General features: G+C 37.8%; 13 protein-coding genes and 3 pseudogenes. 6 read left to right on the top strand and 10 right to left on the bottom strand.

Going from position 1 to position 20323, the window contains the following annotated elements; translation table 11 throughout:
* Window positions 1–500 precede the first annotated feature (500 nt).
* Window positions 501–908: a type II toxin-antitoxin system death-on-curing family toxin gene (locus ACI3E5_RS15815; protein ID WP_002329899.1), complete on the bottom strand. Its 408-nt coding sequence runs from the start codon at window positions 906–908 to the stop codon at window positions 501–503.
* Window positions 905–1138: an AbrB/MazE/SpoVT family DNA-binding domain-containing protein gene (locus ACI3E5_RS15820; protein ID WP_002297441.1), complete on the bottom strand. Its 234-nt coding sequence runs from the start codon at window positions 1136–1138 to the stop codon at window positions 905–907. The genes ACI3E5_RS15815 and ACI3E5_RS15820 overlap by 4 nt, the downstream gene beginning before the upstream one ends.
* Before the next feature lie 333 nt (window positions 1139–1471).
* Here ACI3E5_RS15820 and xerS point away from each other — a divergent pair, with 333 nt between their 5' ends.
* The gene (gene xerS / locus ACI3E5_RS15825; RefSeq protein ID WP_002290352.1) at window positions 1472–2557 is read left to right on the top strand and encodes a tyrosine recombinase XerS; all 1086 of its coding nucleotides are present in this window, start codon (window positions 1472–1474) and stop codon (window positions 2555–2557) included.
* 177 nt (window positions 2558–2734) lie between these two features.
* Here xerS and ACI3E5_RS15830 read toward each other — a convergent pair.
* From ACI3E5_RS15830 to ACI3E5_RS15850, 5 genes and pseudogenes are all read right to left on the bottom strand, one after another.
* A pseudogene (locus ACI3E5_RS15830) lies at window positions 2735–3505 on the bottom strand (site-specific integrase); the annotation flags it as partial.
* A gap of 295 nt (window positions 3506–3800) precedes the next feature.
* On the bottom strand, window positions 3801–4010 hold the full coding sequence (locus ACI3E5_RS15835; RefSeq protein WP_002290357.1) for a DUF3173 domain-containing protein: 210 nt from the start codon (window positions 4008–4010) through the stop codon (window positions 3801–3803).
* A 500-nt stretch (window positions 4011–4510) separates the two neighbouring features.
* Window positions 4511–5104, bottom strand: a complete 594-nt coding sequence (locus ACI3E5_RS15840; protein ID WP_002290362.1) for a transposase — start codon at window positions 5102–5104, stop codon at window positions 4511–4513.
* A gap of 76 nt (window positions 5105–5180) precedes the next feature.
* Window positions 5181–5492 (bottom strand): annotated as a pseudogene (locus ACI3E5_RS15845) (sucrose phosphorylase); the annotation flags it as partial.
* A 301-nt stretch (window positions 5493–5793) separates the two neighbouring features.
* On the bottom strand, window positions 5794–6585 hold the full coding sequence (locus tag ACI3E5_RS15850) for a helix-turn-helix domain-containing protein (protein ID WP_118215856.1): 792 nt from the start codon (window positions 6583–6585) through the stop codon (window positions 5794–5796).
* Window positions 6586–6675: 90 nt separating this feature from the next.
* On the opposite strand from ACI3E5_RS15850, the gene ACI3E5_RS15855 reads away from it, so the two are divergent.
* A complete protein-coding gene (locus ACI3E5_RS15855) occupies window positions 6676–8847 on the top strand; it encodes an alpha-galactosidase (RefSeq protein WP_118215855.1) in 2172 nt (723 codons plus the stop codon).
* A gap of 44 nt (window positions 8848–8891) precedes the next feature.
* On the opposite strand, the gene ACI3E5_RS15860 is transcribed toward ACI3E5_RS15855, so the two are convergent.
* The gene (locus tag ACI3E5_RS15860; RefSeq protein ID WP_118215854.1) at window positions 8892–10499 is read right to left on the bottom strand and encodes a glycoside hydrolase family 13 protein; all 1608 of its coding nucleotides are present in this window, start codon (window positions 10497–10499) and stop codon (window positions 8892–8894) included.
* Window positions 10489–12450 (bottom strand): sucrose-specific PTS transporter subunit IIBC, encoded by a 1962-nt coding sequence (locus ACI3E5_RS15865; protein WP_118215853.1) that lies wholly within the window; start codon window positions 12448–12450, stop codon window positions 10489–10491. The genes ACI3E5_RS15860 and ACI3E5_RS15865 overlap by 11 nt, the downstream gene beginning before the upstream one ends.
* Window positions 12451–12752: 302 nt before the next feature.
* Between ACI3E5_RS15865 and ACI3E5_RS15870 the strand changes: the two genes are divergently transcribed.
* The 4 genes and pseudogenes from ACI3E5_RS15870 to ACI3E5_RS15885 all read left to right on the top strand — a co-directional run bounded on the left by ACI3E5_RS15870 (window position 12753) and on the right by ACI3E5_RS15885 (window position 17908).
* Window positions 12753–14237: a sucrose-6-phosphate hydrolase gene (locus tag ACI3E5_RS15870; RefSeq protein ID WP_118215852.1), complete on the top strand. Its 1485-nt coding sequence runs from the start codon at window positions 12753–12755 to the stop codon at window positions 14235–14237.
* 6 nt (window positions 14238–14243) lie between these two features.
* A complete protein-coding gene (locus ACI3E5_RS15875) occupies window positions 14244–15227 on the top strand; it encodes a LacI family DNA-binding transcriptional regulator (RefSeq protein WP_118215851.1) in 984 nt (327 codons plus the stop codon).
* A gap of 324 nt (window positions 15228–15551) precedes the next feature.
* A pseudogene (locus tag ACI3E5_RS15880) lies at window positions 15552–16216 on the top strand (Fic family protein).
* Between the two features lie 141 nt (window positions 16217–16357).
* Window positions 16358–17908 carry an IS1182 family transposase gene (locus ACI3E5_RS15885; RefSeq protein ID WP_279280756.1) on the top strand — a complete coding sequence of 517 codons (1551 nt, stop codon included), beginning with the start codon at window positions 16358–16360 and terminating at the stop codon, window positions 17906–17908.
* Window positions 17909–18244: 336 nt separating this feature from the next.
* Here the strand turns inward: ACI3E5_RS15885 and ACI3E5_RS15890 are convergent, their stop codons facing one another.
* Window positions 18245–20293: a Sip1-related alpha-galactosidase gene (locus ACI3E5_RS15890; protein WP_498822099.1), complete on the bottom strand. Its 2049-nt coding sequence runs from the start codon at window positions 20291–20293 to the stop codon at window positions 18245–18247.
* Window positions 20294–20323: the final 30 nt, after the last annotated feature.

Below are 20323 nucleotides of genomic sequence, written 5' to 3' on the forward strand. Positions count from 1 at the left end.
GCTATATAATGGTAGACGGTCAAACTCTATACAGAGGAACATACCAATAAATTTTGAGTCTTAATATGACTGATATTTATAAAAAATTCCTGATATTAGAACAAGAATACGCTGTCTTCAAATGTATAATATTACAATAGCACGATATAGCAATATTGTTATATCGTGTTTCATAATAATTAAGAGCTTTAAAATTAGTATTTATTAGATACTTAAAAGCTATTTTAGTATTGATAAATTGTTACCAGCAACAAAAAAGAAGTTACTTAGTGCTAACTTTTGAGCAACTGCTAGAGGAGGTAGGATATGGCTAATTATCCTGTAATTTTTATTGTATTTTCTAGAAATGTAATTATTCTCTTAAACATTCCAGCATATCCAAGTATATAGAAAATTTACGTTTTCTATATAGTTGGATTTGAATTATAGCTATTTGTAATTTACTTCAATTATTTCGCTATAGCAGCTAATAACACTATAAAGACACATACAGTAACTCCTTAAATGGGCTGCGTATGTGTCTTTATAGTGTTGATCACTTCATATTTTAGTTGATCGAAATCCTTATCATACGTAGCAATATATACCGCTAAATTTACAGCATCTTTTTGATCAATAGCTAAAAGCTGTCCATTGATTTTCAAAAAGACAAAAGTAGCTAAGAAAGCAGTACGTTTATTTGCATTGTGAAAAGGATGTTTCTTTATCAATTGTATAAGTAGGATAGCTGCTTTTTCATAAATCGAAGGATAAACCTCTTCACCAAAAGCTGAGGCTCGAAGTTGCCCTACACACATTTCTAAAGCATTCGCATCCTTTACACCAAGGGGTTCATTAGGAGAGTATTTTTTTATTTGGATTACATTCATTTTTATAATATCTTTGGCTTCTAGGTAATGAATACTCATTTATCGACAAGCTCTCTAAAAGTAGTATCATATTCAGTTAATGCTTGAGATATTGCTACATCAATTTCATCAGATAAGGCTTGTTTTTTTGTAATTGCCGCTCGAAGTTTTTCTTCATCTAAAAAAACCGTATCTCCGGGATTTAACCCATTTTCTTTAAGAAACTCCTTTGAAATAGTTAATACTACTGAGTTCCCCACTTCCCTAAATTTTCTTTCTTTAATTGCCATAGTCTTCTCCCTCCTTTTTCTTTGTATATACAGTATATACGATTGTTGATTTTAAATCAAGCATAGTCCCTCTCATGTCTAACTCTATAGAAAGATTGTTCTTTCTATATAATTAATTAAGAAAATTCAAAAAATTTAGATTGCTCCCTTCTATTTCCTTCACTATTTATGTATACCATTTATTTTAAATTATTAAACGTATACCTATTTATATGCTTTTTTTGAAACAAATTAATAAATTTTAGAGCATACCAATTGACAAAACATTCTATAATTGGTATAGTCCAATTATAGAGATACTCTTCTCCCCTACTTATTGAAAGGATGAATGACATGAAAAATACAGAAATATATCAAAAAATAGATACAATCATACTTCATATGCCCGATTATATAAAAGATTTTGTTCAAGATCGTGAGGATAAAGATCAATCACCTCGAACCACTTTAGAATATCTAAAAAATTATAAGCTCTTTTATGAATGGCTTCTTAGTGAGTCTATCGTTCCTGATACTTCTATCACCTCGATAAGACAGTTAACTGCCTATGACCTAAACTTGTACAAATCTCATTTGAAACGTCGCACAAAAGAAAATGTAAAAAAAGAGACAACAAAAACTAAGCTCAAAGATAATAATAACTTAGGTCTATCTACTTCTACTATCAATAGAAATATCACGGCATTAAAGGTTCTATTTAAATATCTTTCGAAAAGTTCCAATAATCCTCTAGGAAAACCATACTTAGACAATAATCCTATGGATCAAGTAGCAACCATCACAGATAAAACTACGTTAGCTGCACGTGCCAATGCCATTGAGAAAAAATTATTTCTAGATAAGGATACACAAAATTATCTAGATTATATTGCCAATGAATATAAAAATACTTTGAGTAAACGAGCTTTGATCTATTATCAACGAGATGTAGAAAGAGACCTGGCGATCAATGCACTGATTTTAGGATCTGGATTGAGACTCTCCGAGGTTATAAATATTAATTTAGATGACCTATCTTTAGATAAGAATAATGTGGTAGTAACTAGAAAAGGAAATAAAAGAGATGCTGTCAATATAGCAGCATTCGCAATGGAATATTTAGCTAATTATCTAGCTATTCGGAAAGAACGATATAAAGTAACAGAAAACGAAAAAGCTTTATTTCTAGCAATTTACCAAGGAGAAGCCAAGCGTATATCGGGTATTGCAATCGAACGGATGGTAGCAAAATATTCAAAAGGCTTTAGAATTCAAGTCAGCCCTCACAAACTGCGTCATACATTAGCTACTAGACTCTACCAACAGACAAATTCATTGGTATTAACTGCCCAACAATTGGGACATTCAAGTACCAATACAACAACTTTATATACCCATATAGACAATGCGGCTACGATCGATGCATTAAATGCTTTATGAGTATAATGTATAAATAGGCGGAAATAAGAAACAACACGCTAGAAAAGCCTGTATTATAATTTTCTAGTGTGTTTCTTTTGGTGTGATCCTACTTTTGTTTATCATTTATTTTTTATTATCGTAAATAGGTGTCGGTTTGATTTTAGAAAAATTAGTTTGGATATAATCTGTGGGATCATTTGTTATCTCTCTCAATGAATTTAGATACAAATGACCATAAGTTCCTAAAGTCGTTTGTACATCAGCATGTTTTAACCTTTCTTTAATTCGAAGTGCATCTTTTTATTGTGATATAAGCAAAGAAGCATGACTATGCCTTAATCCGTGTATGCGGATTATATGAACACCAACGATCGTTGCATGTCTTCTCATAATATGACGGATTGTATATTTCTGAGTAGGTGTTCCATTATAAGAAAGTACAAACGACATGCCTCCTATTGAAACTTGACGCTCCTTCCAAGCTTTTAAAAAGGTAATTGTATTGTCGTCTAGTTCGATTGTACGAATACTAGAAGCCGTTTCGGGTTCTACAAACTCATAGGTTTTGGCTCTCTTATAATAGAGTGTTTTATTCACACGCAAGTTTTTATTTTCAAAATCAATATCTTTCCAAGTTAATGCAGTGGCTTCTCCCAAACGCATAACGGTCATAAAAAGTAACCACATACAAATAAAACCAAAATGTTGGTACAAATCATCAATATAAAAAGTTGAAATAACTTTTGTAAATTCTTCTTTTGTCCAAAAATCAACTGTAGTTTTCCTTTTCTTCACATTTCCAATAACTTTTGCAGGATTTTTTTCAAGTAGTCCCAAAACAACTGCTCGATCTAATGACATCTGAAAAATCCCATACATGTTTCTTACATAAGAATTTTTATATTTACTCAATAAATTATTTTGCCACTTTTGAATGTCAATTGGACGTATTTCTCTTAACTCCATTTTAAAGAAATAAGAAAAGTTTTTTTGATTGTAGATAACCGATTTTTATATGTTCTTTCTTCTACTTTCCCTTGATAATAAGGTAGGAATAATTTATAAAAAAACTCCTCAAACAACATAGTACTTTGAGAAGTTTCTGCTTCTTTTCCATAATTAGAAACAAGTTCGGTATACGCTTTTTTTCTTCTTTAACTGTTTTAACCCCTCTACGTTTTTTTGTACTCTTTTCCCTGTTCGTTTGTCGAATCCCAAACTAGCAGTAAAATGATATTTCCCATTTTTATCTTTTTTAAAATTAACCATGATTCTGAAAATCCTCCTCTACCTCTATCTTCATACCTAAAACTTCTTCTACAGATTCAACAGGTACTAGTCCTAATCTTCTATTTTCGTAATAGGTATAGCTTTTTGAAACCATAATTGCTTTTGCCTGTCGTATGATTCTCTCAGACTGATACTTCCCATAACCTAATTTCATTAATTCATTTTTTGTTATAACCACCATTTAACCACCACATTTTTTATTCAAATATAAAAAAGAACACTACTAAAAATAGTAGCGTTCCTGCATATTTTTATTCAAATTTAATCAGCTTTATAAATCTTTGTATACTTGCTCCTTAATACTCAAAAAATGCACATTAGAAATCTAATTCTAAAAAATATCACTAGTGTTGCATAAAACATTTTAGAATATTCTGAAAACTATTTCCTCTGAAAATAAGTCAAAAAAAACTGTGCTGACGCAGAGGATGACTTTTTCCAGAAAATTTTTTATCTGTTATTCAACTGAAAACCAAAAGTAACGAGCCAAATTTCTTTTTTCTCATGTGGGAATTAATTTTTCTACCCAACATTCAAAAGGCTGAAACAGTAAATAACGAAAGAATCGTTTGATTTGGAACACCGATTTTACTGTCTTCGTTTCTAAACTTTGGTATTTTTCTTGATGCGAGTGACGAAGAAATACCCGTCCCAATGCATCTGATCCATCTTTTCAAAGTCCTAATACCCACGATCAAACACGTAAGTTGCCTCTGGTTGATTCACCAATACTGGTAGTTGATTGAGATCATGTTCATGGGCATTTGTTAAGGTAAAATCAGTTGGATACATCGTGGTATCGTCCATATAACAATAGTTTAAGTGTAACTTGACACCTGATTTTGTTTGACGGAAAGTCGCCCACTTATGACGTTTTAAACTAAGCGAAAACGTACTGGAATCAATCAGATACAGATGATTTCGCTTGGTTGGTTTGATTTGATGTTGAACTTTTTCTAACAGTTGTTGAAAAATTTCTTCTAACACTTTAGGTTCAAGTGCATTAAATGCTCGAGACAATTGGGTATGACTAATCGATGACACATCGGTTTCTAGTTGGAGCGATCGGTCGATAAGAGCTGTACTCAAATCACGCAAACTTTCTTTTTCTTCATTAACTGCGTAGAGAAAGAGCTTGAGCACAGCTTCAAAAGACAGTTTTTTACGATACGAATTGTAATCAAAAATACATTTTTGGGAGTTGACAGAAAGTTTTCCTAATTTTATGGCAGAAAACCATTTATTAAATGCTGTATTTGTTTTATACTTATCCATGTATGAGTCCTTTTTATTGGTCTTGGATAAGTCATCCAAGTGCTAGTATAAAGGATTTTTTGTTCTATGGAATAGGTTAAAATTTTAATGCAACACTAGTGAAAATTTTTATATCTTTAGACTCAATGATAAATTCTTTCGTATCCAAGTTAGCCGTTAATGTTGCACTATCACTACCGTTTTTATTTTTACGTGTAATCACTATTTCTGATTCTGATGGCGTTGCTACTTCAATCGTTCCATCCAAATCAAACGCCGCAGATTCATTTCTAAATTTTAAAAGTGCAAATAATTGTTGAATCACTGGCCGTTGCACTTCTTCTTCAATTTCGGCTAAATCATAGTAATGACGATTAATATTACGCCCTTCTTTCGTTGCTTCCAACTGTCTATCTAAATTTTGTGTTTTACTACTCACACGTGCATAACCTATTTTAGCCATTTTTCTCCTCTTTTCATTCAATGTTTTAATTAAAATAAAGCTTTCCAAAATCAATACAACATAGATATATAAAATGCTCAACTTAAATGACCTTTTTTCTACTTATTGACATACCATAGAAAAACAAACATCTCTAAAAAAAAACAAAATTTAAACTAAGGACATTAAAGGCTAATATGACGGACACTTAAAAACTTAAGCCCCAAGAAAGCAACCGCTTATTAGTTGTAGCTAGTGCTTACGGATTTCAATAGAACAAGCGCTTTTTCTGATATTCGGTAGGTGAAAGACCCATCTGTTCTTTAAAAACTTTTCCAAAATAATTGGCGCTAGTGAAACCCACCATTTTCGCGACCTCTTGAACTTCATTTTCCGACCAAAGTAATTGCAGGGACTTATTGATACGATACATCTGCAAATATTTCATCGGTGTTTGCTGGTAAACTCGCTGAAACTGGCGAATCAATGCGAATTTTGATGTCTGAAAATGTACGGCCAAGTCCTCTAAGCCCAAATCTCGAGCATAGTGTTTTTCTAGATACTCGCGAATTTGAAGAACTTGTGGACTTTGGCGTAGACGTTGTTGCTTCAGTTCATTCTTCAAATCCAGTATCAGCTGAAACGCCTCTTGGCTATTTTCATATAGCGTCATATCTCGCTGATTCCATTCGACGATTTTCTTGGCGATACTTTCACAAAATGCTTCACTGAGTTTCACCAGTTGGAAAGGACTATCCAGCCATTGATGGATGACTGGCGAAAACTCTACATAAAGAAACTGCCAAGAAGCTGGTCCGTGATACTTAAAAGAGCCCGGTATCTCTGCCAAAAACGCATTGGTAACAGGCAAATCAACCATCCTTTGCTTAGTAACAACTTGTCCCTGCCCAGCTGAGGTAATCTGCAAGACAATCAAGTGTTCCTTTCTTTGGCTTCCATCCCAATCATAATGGGGCCCACCACAGCCTTGGCCAATCCCCCTGATTACAGGTAATGCTTCTTCTTCTATATAGTGAAACTGCCGACTAAAGAAATGCAATTTTTTACCCCTCTTACAATTTTTTCGTCTTGAAAGTAGTTGATAACAATTCTATTCTATACTCAAACACACAAGAAAGGAAGCAATATTATGCCAATTAGTTATGATGAAACCCGCAATATTTTTCATTTAAAAAACAATCAAATCAGTTACATTATAGGAATCGAAAAAGGAAAATATCTAGTCCATCGTTACTTTGGTCCAAAAATTCACAGCTATCATGGGGTGAATGAATTACAGCTTATCAATCGTGGCTTTAGCACCAATCCTGATCCTCAAGATCGTACATTTTCTTTAAACACACTTCCTTTAGAAACAAGTACTCAAGGCAGCCTTGATTTTCGTATTGCAAATTACCAATTGCGCAATCCCCAAGGTTACCGTATAACTGCCTTTGAATACGCTGGCTATCAAATTACCAATGAAAAGCCTAAGCTACCGGGCCTCCCTTCACTTTCTGGCGCCAACACTCAAACCTTGGAGATTACATTAAAAGACGCACAACAAAACTTAGAAATGATTTTACGTTACACTCTTTTTGAAAATCTACCGGTTATTTCTCGTAGTGTGGAATATATCAACAAAAGCAGCCAACCGATTTATCTAGAAAATGCTGGCTCGATGATGCTAGATTTGCCAAGCGCTAATTATGACTTATTAACTTTAAACGGTGCTCATACCAATGAAGCAAACTTATCCCGTCAAGCGCTGCATTCCGGTATCCAACGCGTTGACTCGACACGAGGTACTAGCAGTCCTCAACACCAACCTTTCATCGCCTTAGCTGACAAATATACCACCGAAGACCAAGGTGCTGTGATGGGATTTCAGCTAATCTATAGCGGAAATTTCATCGCTCAAGTGGAAGTCGAACAATATGGCTCTTGTCGACTGCAAATGGGCATCAATCCAGATACTTTCGAATGGAAGCTTTCTCCTAACGAGCACTTCGTTACTCCAGAAGCCGTAATCAACTATTCAGATACAGGCTTAAATAAATTGTCACAAACCTTCCATAGCCTTTATCAAAACTACTTGGTTCCTGTTTACTGGCAAAAGCGCACTCGACCGATTTTGCTGAACACTTGGGAAGGAAATTACTTCTCCTTCCACGAAAAGACCTTATTAGAACAAGTAAAAACAGCCAAAGAATTAGGCATCGAACTTTTTGTCTTGGATGATGGCTGGTTTGGTCAACGGAATGATGACACCCAAGCACTAGGTGACTGGTATGTAAATCAGGATAAACTACCTCAGAAAATCACTGGACTAGCTGATCAAATCCATGAGCTAGGTTTACTTTTCGGTCTTTGGTTTGAGCCGGAAATGATTTCCAAAAATAGTCAGCTATTCCGTCAACATCCTGACTGGCCTTTACAAGTTCCCGCTTATCCTTTAACGGAAGGACGGCGTCAGCTAGTCCTAGACTTAAGCAACCCTGAAATTCAAGACTTTTTAATCGCTACATTAGATGAATATTTGAAAAACGGCGAGATCGATTATATTAAGTGGGACATGAATCGCCACCTGACCGAAGTCGGCAATAAAAACTTACCTGCTGACCAACAAAAAGAAATCAGTCATCGGTATGTTTTAGGTTTGTACCGAGTTCTAGAAACTATTACCCGACGCTATCCCAAAGTCCTATTTGAGAACTGTTCCAGTGGTGGTGGTCGTTTCGATCCTGGGATGATGGCATATATGCCTCAAACGTGGGCCAGTGACAATACCGACGCCTTTTGCCGCACAAAAATTCAAACGGGCTTTAGTTACCTTTTCCCACCAATCATGCTAGGGTCCCATGTTTCTGACGTACCTAATCATCAAGTAGGTCGCATCACCCCCTTAAGCACGCGAGGTCATATTGCCATGAGCGGTAATTTTGGCTATGAATTAGATATCAAGAAGCAAACGCCTGACACTCTCGCAAAGATCAAAGAACAAGTTGCTTGGTATAAAGAGCATCGACAACTAATTCAATTTGGGAACTTTTATCGCTTGCACACACCTGACGAACAGGGCGTTTGCGCTTGGCTTTTTGCCAACGATCAAGAAGTACTCATTGTCTACTTCCATGGAGTAGCGCAGCCCGCTCAAAAATTAGCATATCTGCAAACAACCTACCTCGATCCCCAAGCTTTGTATCAAAATACGGCTACCAATGAAATTTTCAGCGGTGACGAACTCAATCATGCAGGTATTTTAATTCCTCGCCTGAAAAGTGATTTCGCAAGCTTTACACTTCATTTCAAAAAAATCTAAACAAAAAAGGACTGCACGTTTGACGTGTAGTCCTTTTTCATGGATTAATCCACTGCCGGAAACAAAATTGCATACGCCTCATAGGCCGCTAAAGTTTCTGTTATAGGCGTAGTGTAATTATGAATTAGAATTTCGACCTTAGCTAAATCAGCGTCTAAAGGGAAATGACCGGTTTTATCCGAAAAATTCACTACTACTAATAGTCTTTCATCAGAGAGAATGCGTTCATAGGCTAAAACATCCGCTTCGGCTGTAGCTACAGTTTGAAATGCTCCTGCGACAATAATCGGCAATTGCTTTCGTAGTTGAATGAGTCGCTGATAGGTATAAAACAACGAATCAGGATTCTCTAAGGCTTGTGCTACGCTGATTTCTCGGCTATCAGCTACCGGCAGCCAAGGGGTTCCCCGGGTAAAGCCGGCGTTGACACTAGCATCCCATAGCATAGGATGCCGGGCATTGTCTCGACCTTTTGCATTAATTGACCTTAAGACTTCCTCTTGAGTATAGCCATTTTGTATGCGCTCCTGATACATTTGCCGACTTTCAATATCATCCACGTCTTCAATTCTAGTGACGGGATAGTTTACCATCCCAATCTCTTCCCCTTGGTATATATAGGGCGTTCCTTGCATAAAATGCAAGTAAATGGCTAACATCTTGCCACTGACTTCTCGATATTCCCGATCATTTCCCCAACGCGAAATAATCCGGGGCAAATCATGATTATTCCAAAACAAAGAATTCCAACCTTTGCCTTGAAGAGCGATCTGCCATTTACTAAGTACTTGATGCAATTCTTTGGGGACTAACTTCTGCAAATCCCATTTACGCTTTCCTGGTTGTTTATCCAGGCTTATATGTTCAAATTGAAAGGCCATGGATAACTCATGACGCTCTTTTTGCGAATACAATTGGGCGATTGCCGGAGTTGCTCCCCAAGTTTCCCCAACCGTCACTACATCGTATTTCCCGAAAGTTTCTTGCTGCATTTCTTTCAGGTAGTCATGGAGTTTAGGGCCATTTTTTGTAATCAGGTGTTCCGGCTCTTTGCCAATCAAGTCAATTACATCGAGGCGAAAACCACCAATCCCCTTTTCTAACCACTTATTCATCATGGCGTAAATAGCTTTCCGCAATTGCGGATTTGCCCAATTCAAATCCGGCTGTTCCTTGGCATGCAAATGGAGGTAATATTTCCCAACTTCAGGAGCGAATGTCCAAGCGGAACCACCAAAGTTTGAAGTTAGCTCATTTGGCTGATTGCGCCACACATAAAAGTCATGATAGGGACTGGAAGGATCACTTTTGGCCGCTTGAAACCAAGGGTGCTGATCCGAGGTGTGATTCACCACCAAATCCATAATAATCTTGATACTACGCTTTTTGGATTCAAAAAGTAGCTTTTCCATATCCTTCATCGTCCCATACTCAGCGGCGATTCCCTCATAATCACTAATATCATAGCCGTTATCCCGATTAGGAGAAGGATAAACCGGGCTTAACCAAATGGCATCTATGCCGAGTTTTGCTAAATAATCCAAGCGAGAAATGATACCGGGGAGATCCCCGATACCATCTTGATTGGTGTCTTGAAAACTTCTTGGATAGATTTGGTAAATCACTGCTTTCTGCCACCAATTAGTTTCCATTTACTTCGCTCACCGCTAAAATATCTTCGCCCCCGGAAACTACCGCTTTATCTAAAACTGCCACATCACCGTACGACTGGGTATTGGTAATGATTTCCATAACCGTCACGTCATAACCAGCTGCTTTTAACCGTTCCAAGTCAAAGCTACCTAGAATCTCACCTTTTTTCACCAAGTCGCCAACCTTCTTCTCGGAGGTAAAACCTTGGCCTTTTAAATTCACAGTGTCAATTCCTAGATGAAGTAAGACTTCTGCTCCTTGGGTCGTTTTCAATCCATAGGCATGTTTTGTATCGTACACCACTGTTAACTCTCCATCTGCTGGGGCATAAACTGTCCCTGAATCCGGGGAGATTGCCAATCCTTTGCCCATCATTTCCTTTGAAAAAACCGGATCGTTAACCATGCTTAACGGCAACACTTTTCCAGCGACCGCTGCGGCAATTACTTCATCTTTAGGAGTAACACCGGTTTCCGGTTCTGCATTCAATCCCACTGTTACCGCTGCAGTCGTGCCGTCTTCTTCAGCAACTAATAAGTGGCTGTGTTTTTTTCCATAAAGGTAAGTAGTGGTAAACCCGACAAAGATACTGATTACAATCCCAATCAAAAAGAATGGAATTGATTGAGGGGCAATTGAGATAAAGCCGATAACACTCGCAGGTCCCATGGCCACTGATAAAACATGGAATAAACCGATAAATACCGAAGCAACTGCCGAAGCAATCATCCCGCAAACGAAAGGAAATTTAAGTTTTAAATTGACCCCGAAGATCGCGGGTTCCGTAATCCCCAACATTGCCGACACACTTGCAGAAGTTGCTAAGCTTTTTTGCTTTTGGTTTTTTGTTAAGAGCATAATCGCCAAGGTCGCTGCTCCTTGCCCCACATTGGCCATCGACGCCACTGGGAAAATAAAGGAACCCCCGGTACTAGCTACGTCCGCTAACAAGGTTGTTTCGATTGCTGGAAAACTTTGGTGCAAGCCGGTAATAACGATTGGTGAATAGAACAGACCAAAGACTCCTAGCCCCACTGCACCGGTCGTGTTGTATAACCAAGTCAAGCCATAGGTCAAGCCGTCTCCCACCGTGCGCATTACAGGCCCCACTAAGGTAAAAGTCAAAAAGCCTGTAAGAATAATGGCTAACATAGGTGTGAAAGTATAGTCAAACGCATTGGCTAAACGTTTGTGGAAGAACTTTTCCAACGTAGCCAAAATCCATGAAACTGCTAATACTGGCAATACTGAACCTTGGTAGCCGGCTTGGGCCACTTCCATACCAAAAATATTCCAATACGGCATTGAGCCATCAGCAATCGCATTGGCCACGCCATAGCCATTAACCAAATCTGGCATCACCATCGCCATCGCCATTGCCGCCCCGAGATAAGGATTTCCCCCAAAGCGTCTCGTAGCAGAAAAACCAACTAATATTGGTAAGAAAGCGAAGGGCGCTGAAGCCAAAAGATTAATAATACTAGCGAAATCGGTAACTGCCGGAAACATTTCGACTAGCGATTGTGGACCAAATAAATGCTGGGCGGTCAAGACATTGTTAATCGCCATCAGTAAACCACCGGCAACTAAAGCAGGAACAATCGGTACAAAAATATCTGAAAGAACTTTAATAAATGCCATAACCGGATTGTTCTTCTTATTGGCTCCTGCTACCGCTTTCAGATCGGCTGTAGATGCTTCTCTGACACCAGTAATTTTAACAAATTCATCATAAACCTTGTTGACGTCTCCTGCACCAATAATAATTTGGAACTGATCATTTGCAACAAAAGTTCCCTTTACGTCATCATTAGCATCCAGTGCTTTTTGATCAACCTTGTCATTATCCTTCAAAACCAAACGTAACCGGGTAGCACAATGAGCAGCCGCTTGAATATTATCTTCCCCTAGCGCTTCGCTGATTTCTTTTGCTACTTTTTGATGATTCATTTTCTTTTTCCTCCTTTTGACTGTCTTACTCTAAAACAAACTAGCCTGAATAAATGAAACCGTTTTTCTGGTTTTAGTATGCCACGGGATTTCCTAATTGTCAAACGTTTATCAATTATTGTTTCAATATTTTTTGGATCGCTTGTATTTATGGCTCAACCATCCTTCGCATACAGATGTTACCGCTAATATACTACAACTAAATCGTTAAACTTATCAAAGAGATATTGTTATACGTTTGACATTTAACAAAAACCGTTTTATGATACTAAGTAAGAATACGCTTACGAGGAGTACTAAAAATGAATAAAACTGATTGGACTAAAGCTCAACGCTATCGCCCTTATCATCAATGGCCATCAGATTACCAAGTGGCCCTACAACAAAAAGTCGCTCAATCTGTTTGGCGGCTAGGCTATCACGTACAGCCTGTAACCGGCTTATTAAACGATCCCAACGGTTTTTCCTACTATAATGGAAAGTGGCAGCTTTTTTATCAAGCGTATCCTTTTGGCCCAGTGCACGGCTTAAAGTCTTGGTATCATGTTACTTCCACAAATTTGGTGGACTGGAAAAACGAAGGGTTGAAATTGCTCCCGACGAATGACTTTGATGGACAAGGCGTTTATTCTGGCTCTGCCCTGCCGTACGAAGATCGACTTTTTCTGGCTTATACAGGAAACGTCCGAAAACATGATTGGAGCCGTCATTCTTATCAGTTGGGTGCTTGGATGGATCAAACGGGCGCCATTGAAAAAATACAGCAACCACTCTTGACTGAGCAACCTTCTGGCTACACCACAGAATTCCGCGATCCCCAAGTTTTTCCTTATCAAGGCGGCTATTTAATGGTAATTGGCGCCCAAGATACCGCGGAAATCGGCCAAGTCTTAACCTACTATAGTGAGGATTTACTCCATTGGGATTTAGTAGGAAAACTACACTTTAGTGACGAAAAATTAGGTTTTATGGTGGAATGTCCTAATTTACTCTTATTTGAAGATGCCGCCTTGTTGTTGTTTTGTCCTCAGGGGTTGGATTTGGCCATTTGCTCTTATAAAAATATTTATCCTAATATGTATGTTACTGCTGCCGGTTACTCTCTTGAGGAAAATCGCTTACTGCAACCAAGCTCGATTAAGAACTTAGATGAAGGATTCGATGTCTATGCTACCCAAGGTTTTATCGCTCCAGACGGCCGTTGCTTGACCGTTAGCTGGGTAGGCTTACCAGAAATCGACTACCCTAGCGACAAGGAAGGTTGGGCGCATTGCTTAAGTCAAGTAAAAGAATGCACCATAAAGAACGGTCGCTTGTACCAAACTCCGGTCGCCGAGATGGCAGCGTTGCGCCTAGGAGAAGGGCAAAAAATCGCTCCTAGCCACAAAGAAATTGTTGCTGAGCAAAATCAATATGAAATTATTTTAGATTTTGAAGCCGGTGCCACAGGAGAAGTGCGCTTGTTTGCCGGACTAGAAGAAAATACCGGCTTTACTCTCTCATTTGACGGCGTCCGTGGTAAAATACAATTAGACCGAAGTCAGACCGGATACTCTTTCGCTGAGGAATATGGCACAAGTCGCAGTTTCTCCATTGAACCTGGACCAGTTAGCCTGCAAATTTTCGTCGATCATTCATTAGTAGAGATTTTCATCAATGATGGGGCCTACACAGCCACAGCGCGGGTGTTCCCTACTGAAGGTCAGCATGGCTGTCAGATTACTTGTGCCCAAAACTTTAGCGGAACCTTTTGGCCATTGCGGGATATGATTACAAATAAAGGATGAAAAAATATGGTAATTAAGTTGACGGATGTGGCCCAACTAGCAGGGGTCTCCCCGACTACCGTTTCTCGCGTTATCAATAACTACGGCTCACTAAGTCAAAAAACAATCGACAAAGTCCACGCCGCGATGAAGGAGCTAAATTACCAACCTAATAGCTTGGCCCGTTCGCTTCAAGGGAAAAATACCCGACTAGTGGGCTTGATTTTTCCCACGGTAGCCAATCCTTTCTACGGGGAACTAGTGGAAAAGATCGAGCGAAAGTTATTCGAGATGGACTATCGGACGATTTTGTGCGATAGCGCCCATAATAAAGAAAAAGAACGCAGCTATTTGAATATGTTAGCGGCAAATAAGGTAGATGGCATCATTGCCGGAGCTCACAACTTAGGGATTGAAGAATACGAAGACTTGGAGCTACCGATTGTCTCTTTTGACCGCTATTTGGCAGATGGGATTCCCATTGTAGGTAGTGATAATTTTCAAGGGGGCTTTTTAGCTACGGAAAACCTATTTTTACGCGGGGCTCGCAAAATCGCCATTATGACCGGCTCCCAAGAATCGGATTCCCCCACTAACGAGCGCTTAAATGGTTACTTGGCGTTTTTGGAAAAGCAAGGTTTGCCCTCTCAAATTTTTCCTTTCCACTCCACCGCCCAGTCGACTACCTTAAAAAAACTGGAGATTAAGCGGATTTTGGAAAATGAAGATATCGACGGAATTTTTTGTACGGATGATTTAACTGCGATTTTAGTCGCCAATCAATGTCACAAATCCAATATTTCTGTACCAGATCAGTTAAAAATCATTGGCTACGATGGAACGAAGCTAATCCAAAATTACTTTCCCCAACTAACTACTATGGCTCAACCGATTTCCGATTACGCAGATGTCTTAATTGACCTTTTACTCCAACGGGTTCAAGAACCAGAAAAGCCTCTAGAAAGCCATTACCATCTCCCCGTGAAGCTAATTCAAGGAGAAACAACTTAATAACAGCAAAACTGGCTCCTAACAGCTTTTAGGAGCCAGTTTTTTATTGTAGAAGAATCAGACTACCCGTCGTTATCCTCAAGGCCTTTTTCATTTTCGCCGCTCGCTGAGGTCTATAATCGCAAGAATAAAAAATAAAGGTTAATGTCACTACAGATACATTAGGTCCTATATAAAGTTGAAAATATTTATCACGATCTTAGAACAGATAGAAAAAGACTGGTGTTAAAATCGTAAATAACATTTTGACATTATGGTGGAGAAGGGGAGGGCTGTTTTTATGAGCGGAATTCTAAAAAAATACCACAAGACTATTTAGATGATATGTTGGTACGTATTGCCCACCACTCAGCAGGGATAGAAGGAAATACGATATCATTACCTGCGACTGTTTCGATTATTTTGAATGGCACACTGCCCGTTAGCGGTGGGGCAACTGTACGTGAATTTTACGAAATTGAAAATCATAAACAAGCTTTTTATAACTTATTGGACCATTTAGAGAATAACGATAAGCTTTCTGTGTCCATTATCAAAGAAATTCATGCTGATTTAACCGATCGCCTTCAATATGATAAAGGCCAGTTTAAAAAGAACGAAAACATGATTATAGGTGCAGAATTTCAAACAGCTTCACCATCAGAAACGCCATTCCTAGTCCAACAATTAGTAGACAATCTGGAATACCGAGTGGAAAATGCATCTACTGACAATGAGAAATTAGAAGGTATTTTAGATACTCACATTCAATTCGAACGGATTCACCCATTCTCTGATGGCAATGGGCGCACAGGGCGAATTACTCATTGCTACAGGAGGAATTTCCACCTCTTATTATTGAGAAAGAAGCAAAGGCAACCTATGTCGAGTTACTAGCAAAACAAGATCTAAATGGGTTTATGTCTTTTGCCAAAGAAATTTTATCAAAAGAGCAGAAGCGTATGCAGGCATTTCAAAATATGGATCAGGAGAAAATTTCATACGAATAGGGACTGTGACATAAGTCCATAGAAGAAAACCGCAAGAAATGACGAGAAATCGTTCATTTCTTGCGGTTTTTTGGGTAAAATAAAAAGGAGCACCGGTTGCCGCCAATGCCCCATCATTTAATCCTGAAAGGACTAAACAAAATGTATACTAATTATAACATGAATCAACTCACTTTGGATCTATCTACTTCATTTTCTCCAAAAGAAAATCATGTCGCCGTTTTTATCCATGAACTGGTCGAAGCGCTTCAGATTAATGACCCCTATCATTTTGGTCGACCAAGAGAATATGATTTAGGTGCCATGTTGAAGTTGGTTCTTTTTGCGTATACGCGAGAAACCTTTACAAGTCGCAAGATTGAACGCTTAGCTGAAGAAAACCTCTATGCTCGCTGGTTGACGCAAGAACGGGTTCCAACTTATCGAACGATCGCCCGTTTTTGTGTATCTAACGATGTGCAGGAGTTGACCAATAAAGGCTTAGATCAGTTGACAGAGTATCTGCGTGCACGGAATCTGATTGATGATGAGTTGTTTATTGACGGTACAAAAATCTTGGCAGATGCGAATAAGTACAGCTTTGTCTGGAAGAAAAACACGATCCGATTCGATCAAATGAATCGCGAAAAACTGCTTACTATGATGACGGAACTAAGAGAAGCGTATGCCCTGAAACAGATTCCCGAAGGGACGTCCTTGACAGTAGACATGATAGATGAACTGTTAACACGGATGGAACTACGTCTGGAAGAACTAGAAAAAGAAGTTGAGGCAACGAAACGTCTTTCGCCAAATCCAGCGAAACAACAACGGCGAACGTTGAAAAGCCAAGTACGCAAATTAAATACAAAACGAGAAAAACTTCTGGAACATCAAACGCAGTTTTCTACTTATGGGACAAGAAACAGTTATTCAAAAACTGATCATGATGCGACATTCATGCGCGTAAAAGAAGACCCTATGAAAAATGGCCAACTTAAGCCTGCGTATAACCTGCAGATCGCTACTTGTAATCAATTTGTACTCGGCTACGATGTCTTTCAAAACCCAACAGACACTAAGACACTGAAACCATTACTGGAAAAGATGAAGATTGCACAAAAGTCCCCTCATTATTTGGTCGCCGATGCAGGCTATGGTTCAGAAAGCAATTACCGCTATATAGAAGATGAACTTCCCCAGCATACTGCACTGATTCCTTATGGAACGATGTTTAAAGAACAAAGCAAGAAATGGCAGACAGATGATCGGAAAGTAATGAATTGGGATTATGAGCCTAAGGAGGACTTTTACATCGACCCCAAAGGGGTACGATTCAATTTTCATGCTTACCGTCAACGAACAGATGCGGATGGCTTTGTCCGAGATTTTAAAGAATACCAAGCAGAAAAAACGGATGCGAACCAAGCGCTCATTCCTGAAGCCTTAACCCCAAAGGGGAATCGCAGAAAGATCACTGTAAATCCGTCTTGGGAATACCATAAAGAAAAACAAAAAGAGCGCTTATTAACGCCTGAAATTCAAAAAATATATGGTCGGAGAAAGATCGACGTGGAAACAGTCTTCGGATTTATGAAGGCTTGTTTGGGTTTCACTCGATACACGGTTCGGGGCTTAGAAAAAGTCAGAAAACAGACGGGTTTACTCATTACGGCAATCAATATGATGAAATTGACAAAAATAGGTACTTGAACTACCCCAAATGAATAAAAAAACAAGGAGCACTCGAAAAATCACATAATTTTCGAGTGCTCCGTATATTTTGGCGAGCGTAACTAGTTAACTTATGTCACGCCCCCATTGATTGGTGAATTGAATTAAGACTCTGTGAGTAGATTATTCAAATATTTTATGTTCTTGCTGTAACTCTAAGTACGGAGACATTACTGCGTTCTCAATAATATCTTGTATTTTGTAAACTCATACAAGTCTAAAATTACAACTTATTTTTATTTTTTTGTATTGTCTAATTGACAGGTAACTGCTCAAACAGTGATTTATACGCTTTTTTCGAGTAAATAATCCTTCCTATTTACTCGAAAAAATTGTTACTTTTGAACATTTTTTTGGAATATCTGCTACCCATGTATTTTGATTATACTTTAACTGTTCAAAAGCTACTTCGATTCCGTCTGCAACTACTTTCGTAACAGTTGGATCCGAAACAAACCCAAATTTTCCGCCTTCTTTTATTGTGGCAGTAAGGGATTGCTGACCATAAAAAATATTTTGAATCACATCGCTTGGTACTAACTTATCTATTAAACCAATTGGTGTAATACCAGATAATTTTTCTTGGATTTGTAGGACACAAGGCTCTTCCAGTGTTGCTGTTACTTTAAGTACTTGTGAATTTTCTAGAAAATGGACCTCTTGGGTGTAAATATTGTAAATTATTTTTGGAGTTTCTTTTTTTAAAGTTTCAAATGAATCTACTTTAAAGGTTGCTTCAACTTGATTCTCTTTTAAAGAAAATACACCGTGCACCTCGCTTTGCTTATTATAATTCCAAACAATCAATGGGACATTTTTTTCTAGCGGATTTTCAAATAAACTGTCTTTATGGACTTGAAGAGTTGATTCCCATGTCATTAAACGACCATCTGAATAGATTAGTGGCCAAATATATTCAGGGTCAGTACTATTAATTTGATCGCTCAGGTAAACTGGACCACCACTCAAACCACGAAAAATCATATGTGCTAATGCATGCTTATGTTTGCTCCAATACATATCAAAATCAGGAATATATAAATGTCCGTGTAAAAAATTATTATAAGCATTTTGAAGAAAATGCTCCGAAACAGAATCTTCTTCTTGTGGAACGAAATCATCACTTGTTCTGGAAAGACTTGCTTGCTTCCTTAAAAAAATAGATTCTGGAGTCATTCCCATACAATTTATTGTCACATCTGATAAATATTTTTCTGCAGATTGTTCAATAACTTTTAAATAATTTTCAACAATTCTAGGGACTGAAACTTCACTTCGATAAAAATTGTTTAACGATGATTGAGAATCAACCTTGACAAAATTGATGCCTTCCTCGTTTAAATAAGCAAACCATTTGTCAAAGAAAATTTGTAGTTGTTCTTCTACTGCACCTGGTAAAAAACAATGTTGCCTATTTTCATATAAGCTTTCTTTTAATTCATTGTATAAAGGTGAATCCTTTTTGACACCATTCCAATAACCAGTAATTGTATTCCAAATCCCAATTTTTTCGATTGTAAAATTGTCTTTTACTTCTTGTATAAATGGTTTTAATCCTTGTGGAAATTTGTTTTTGTTAACGTGAATATCAACCAATTTTTTATTTTCAACTTGCATCCATCCGTCATCAATCAAAAGCCAACTTATGGGAAGTCCAAGTTGATTAAATTCCGACAATTTTGTTAGGATTTTTTTTTGATCAACCTCGTAATAAAAGGCATCCCACGTGCACCAACCAATTTTGTTTAATTTAGATTGCGTTTTTTCTTCTAATAAAACATAGTCTAAATCAAAGTGCTCTTTAGCACCCTGTAATGCTTCTTTGGGTAATAAATAAGGATTCTTTCCTACCGTATAAGCAAACAACGGGCAACTAAAACGTGTCTCACGAGCAACGCGATTCGTTACATTCAGCTTTAAAAAGGAACCTTCTCCTTCTGCAGTGACAATAGCCGAAGAAGTTGTTAGAGGCAATAAGTACTGGTACTCATCTTGGCTATTTTTAGATAAAAGTGAAAAGGTTTTAGCTGGTATCTCATCGAAAGTCGTTCCGAATGCTGGACGACTCCACCATTCTTTAAATTGATACAAAGAAAATAAATTTTCTGGAAAATCCGTGCTAAGATAAATGCTTACAGCGGGATCCTCTTGAAAATAAAAATGTTCTTGGAAATAATCTGATTCTTTAATCTCTACTTCCAAAGAACCAAAAATAACTCCTTTTCGCTCTTGTCGAATAATGCTGAAAGTAATTTCCTGATCTTCTTTTGTGAATAAATCTTTTTCTGTTAAATTCTCATATTCTTTTTTTACTCCATTTTCTAAACAGAATACGACTTTATTTACCGAAATATTATTTGTCATTACTTTTCTCCTAATTCTCGTTTTATTCTT

Origin of the sequence: Candidatus Enterococcus avicola (genome assembly GCF_047470845.1) — a bacterium.
Taxonomy (GTDB): domain Bacteria; phylum Bacillota; class Bacilli; order Lactobacillales; family Enterococcaceae; genus Enterococcus_D; species Enterococcus_D casseliflavus.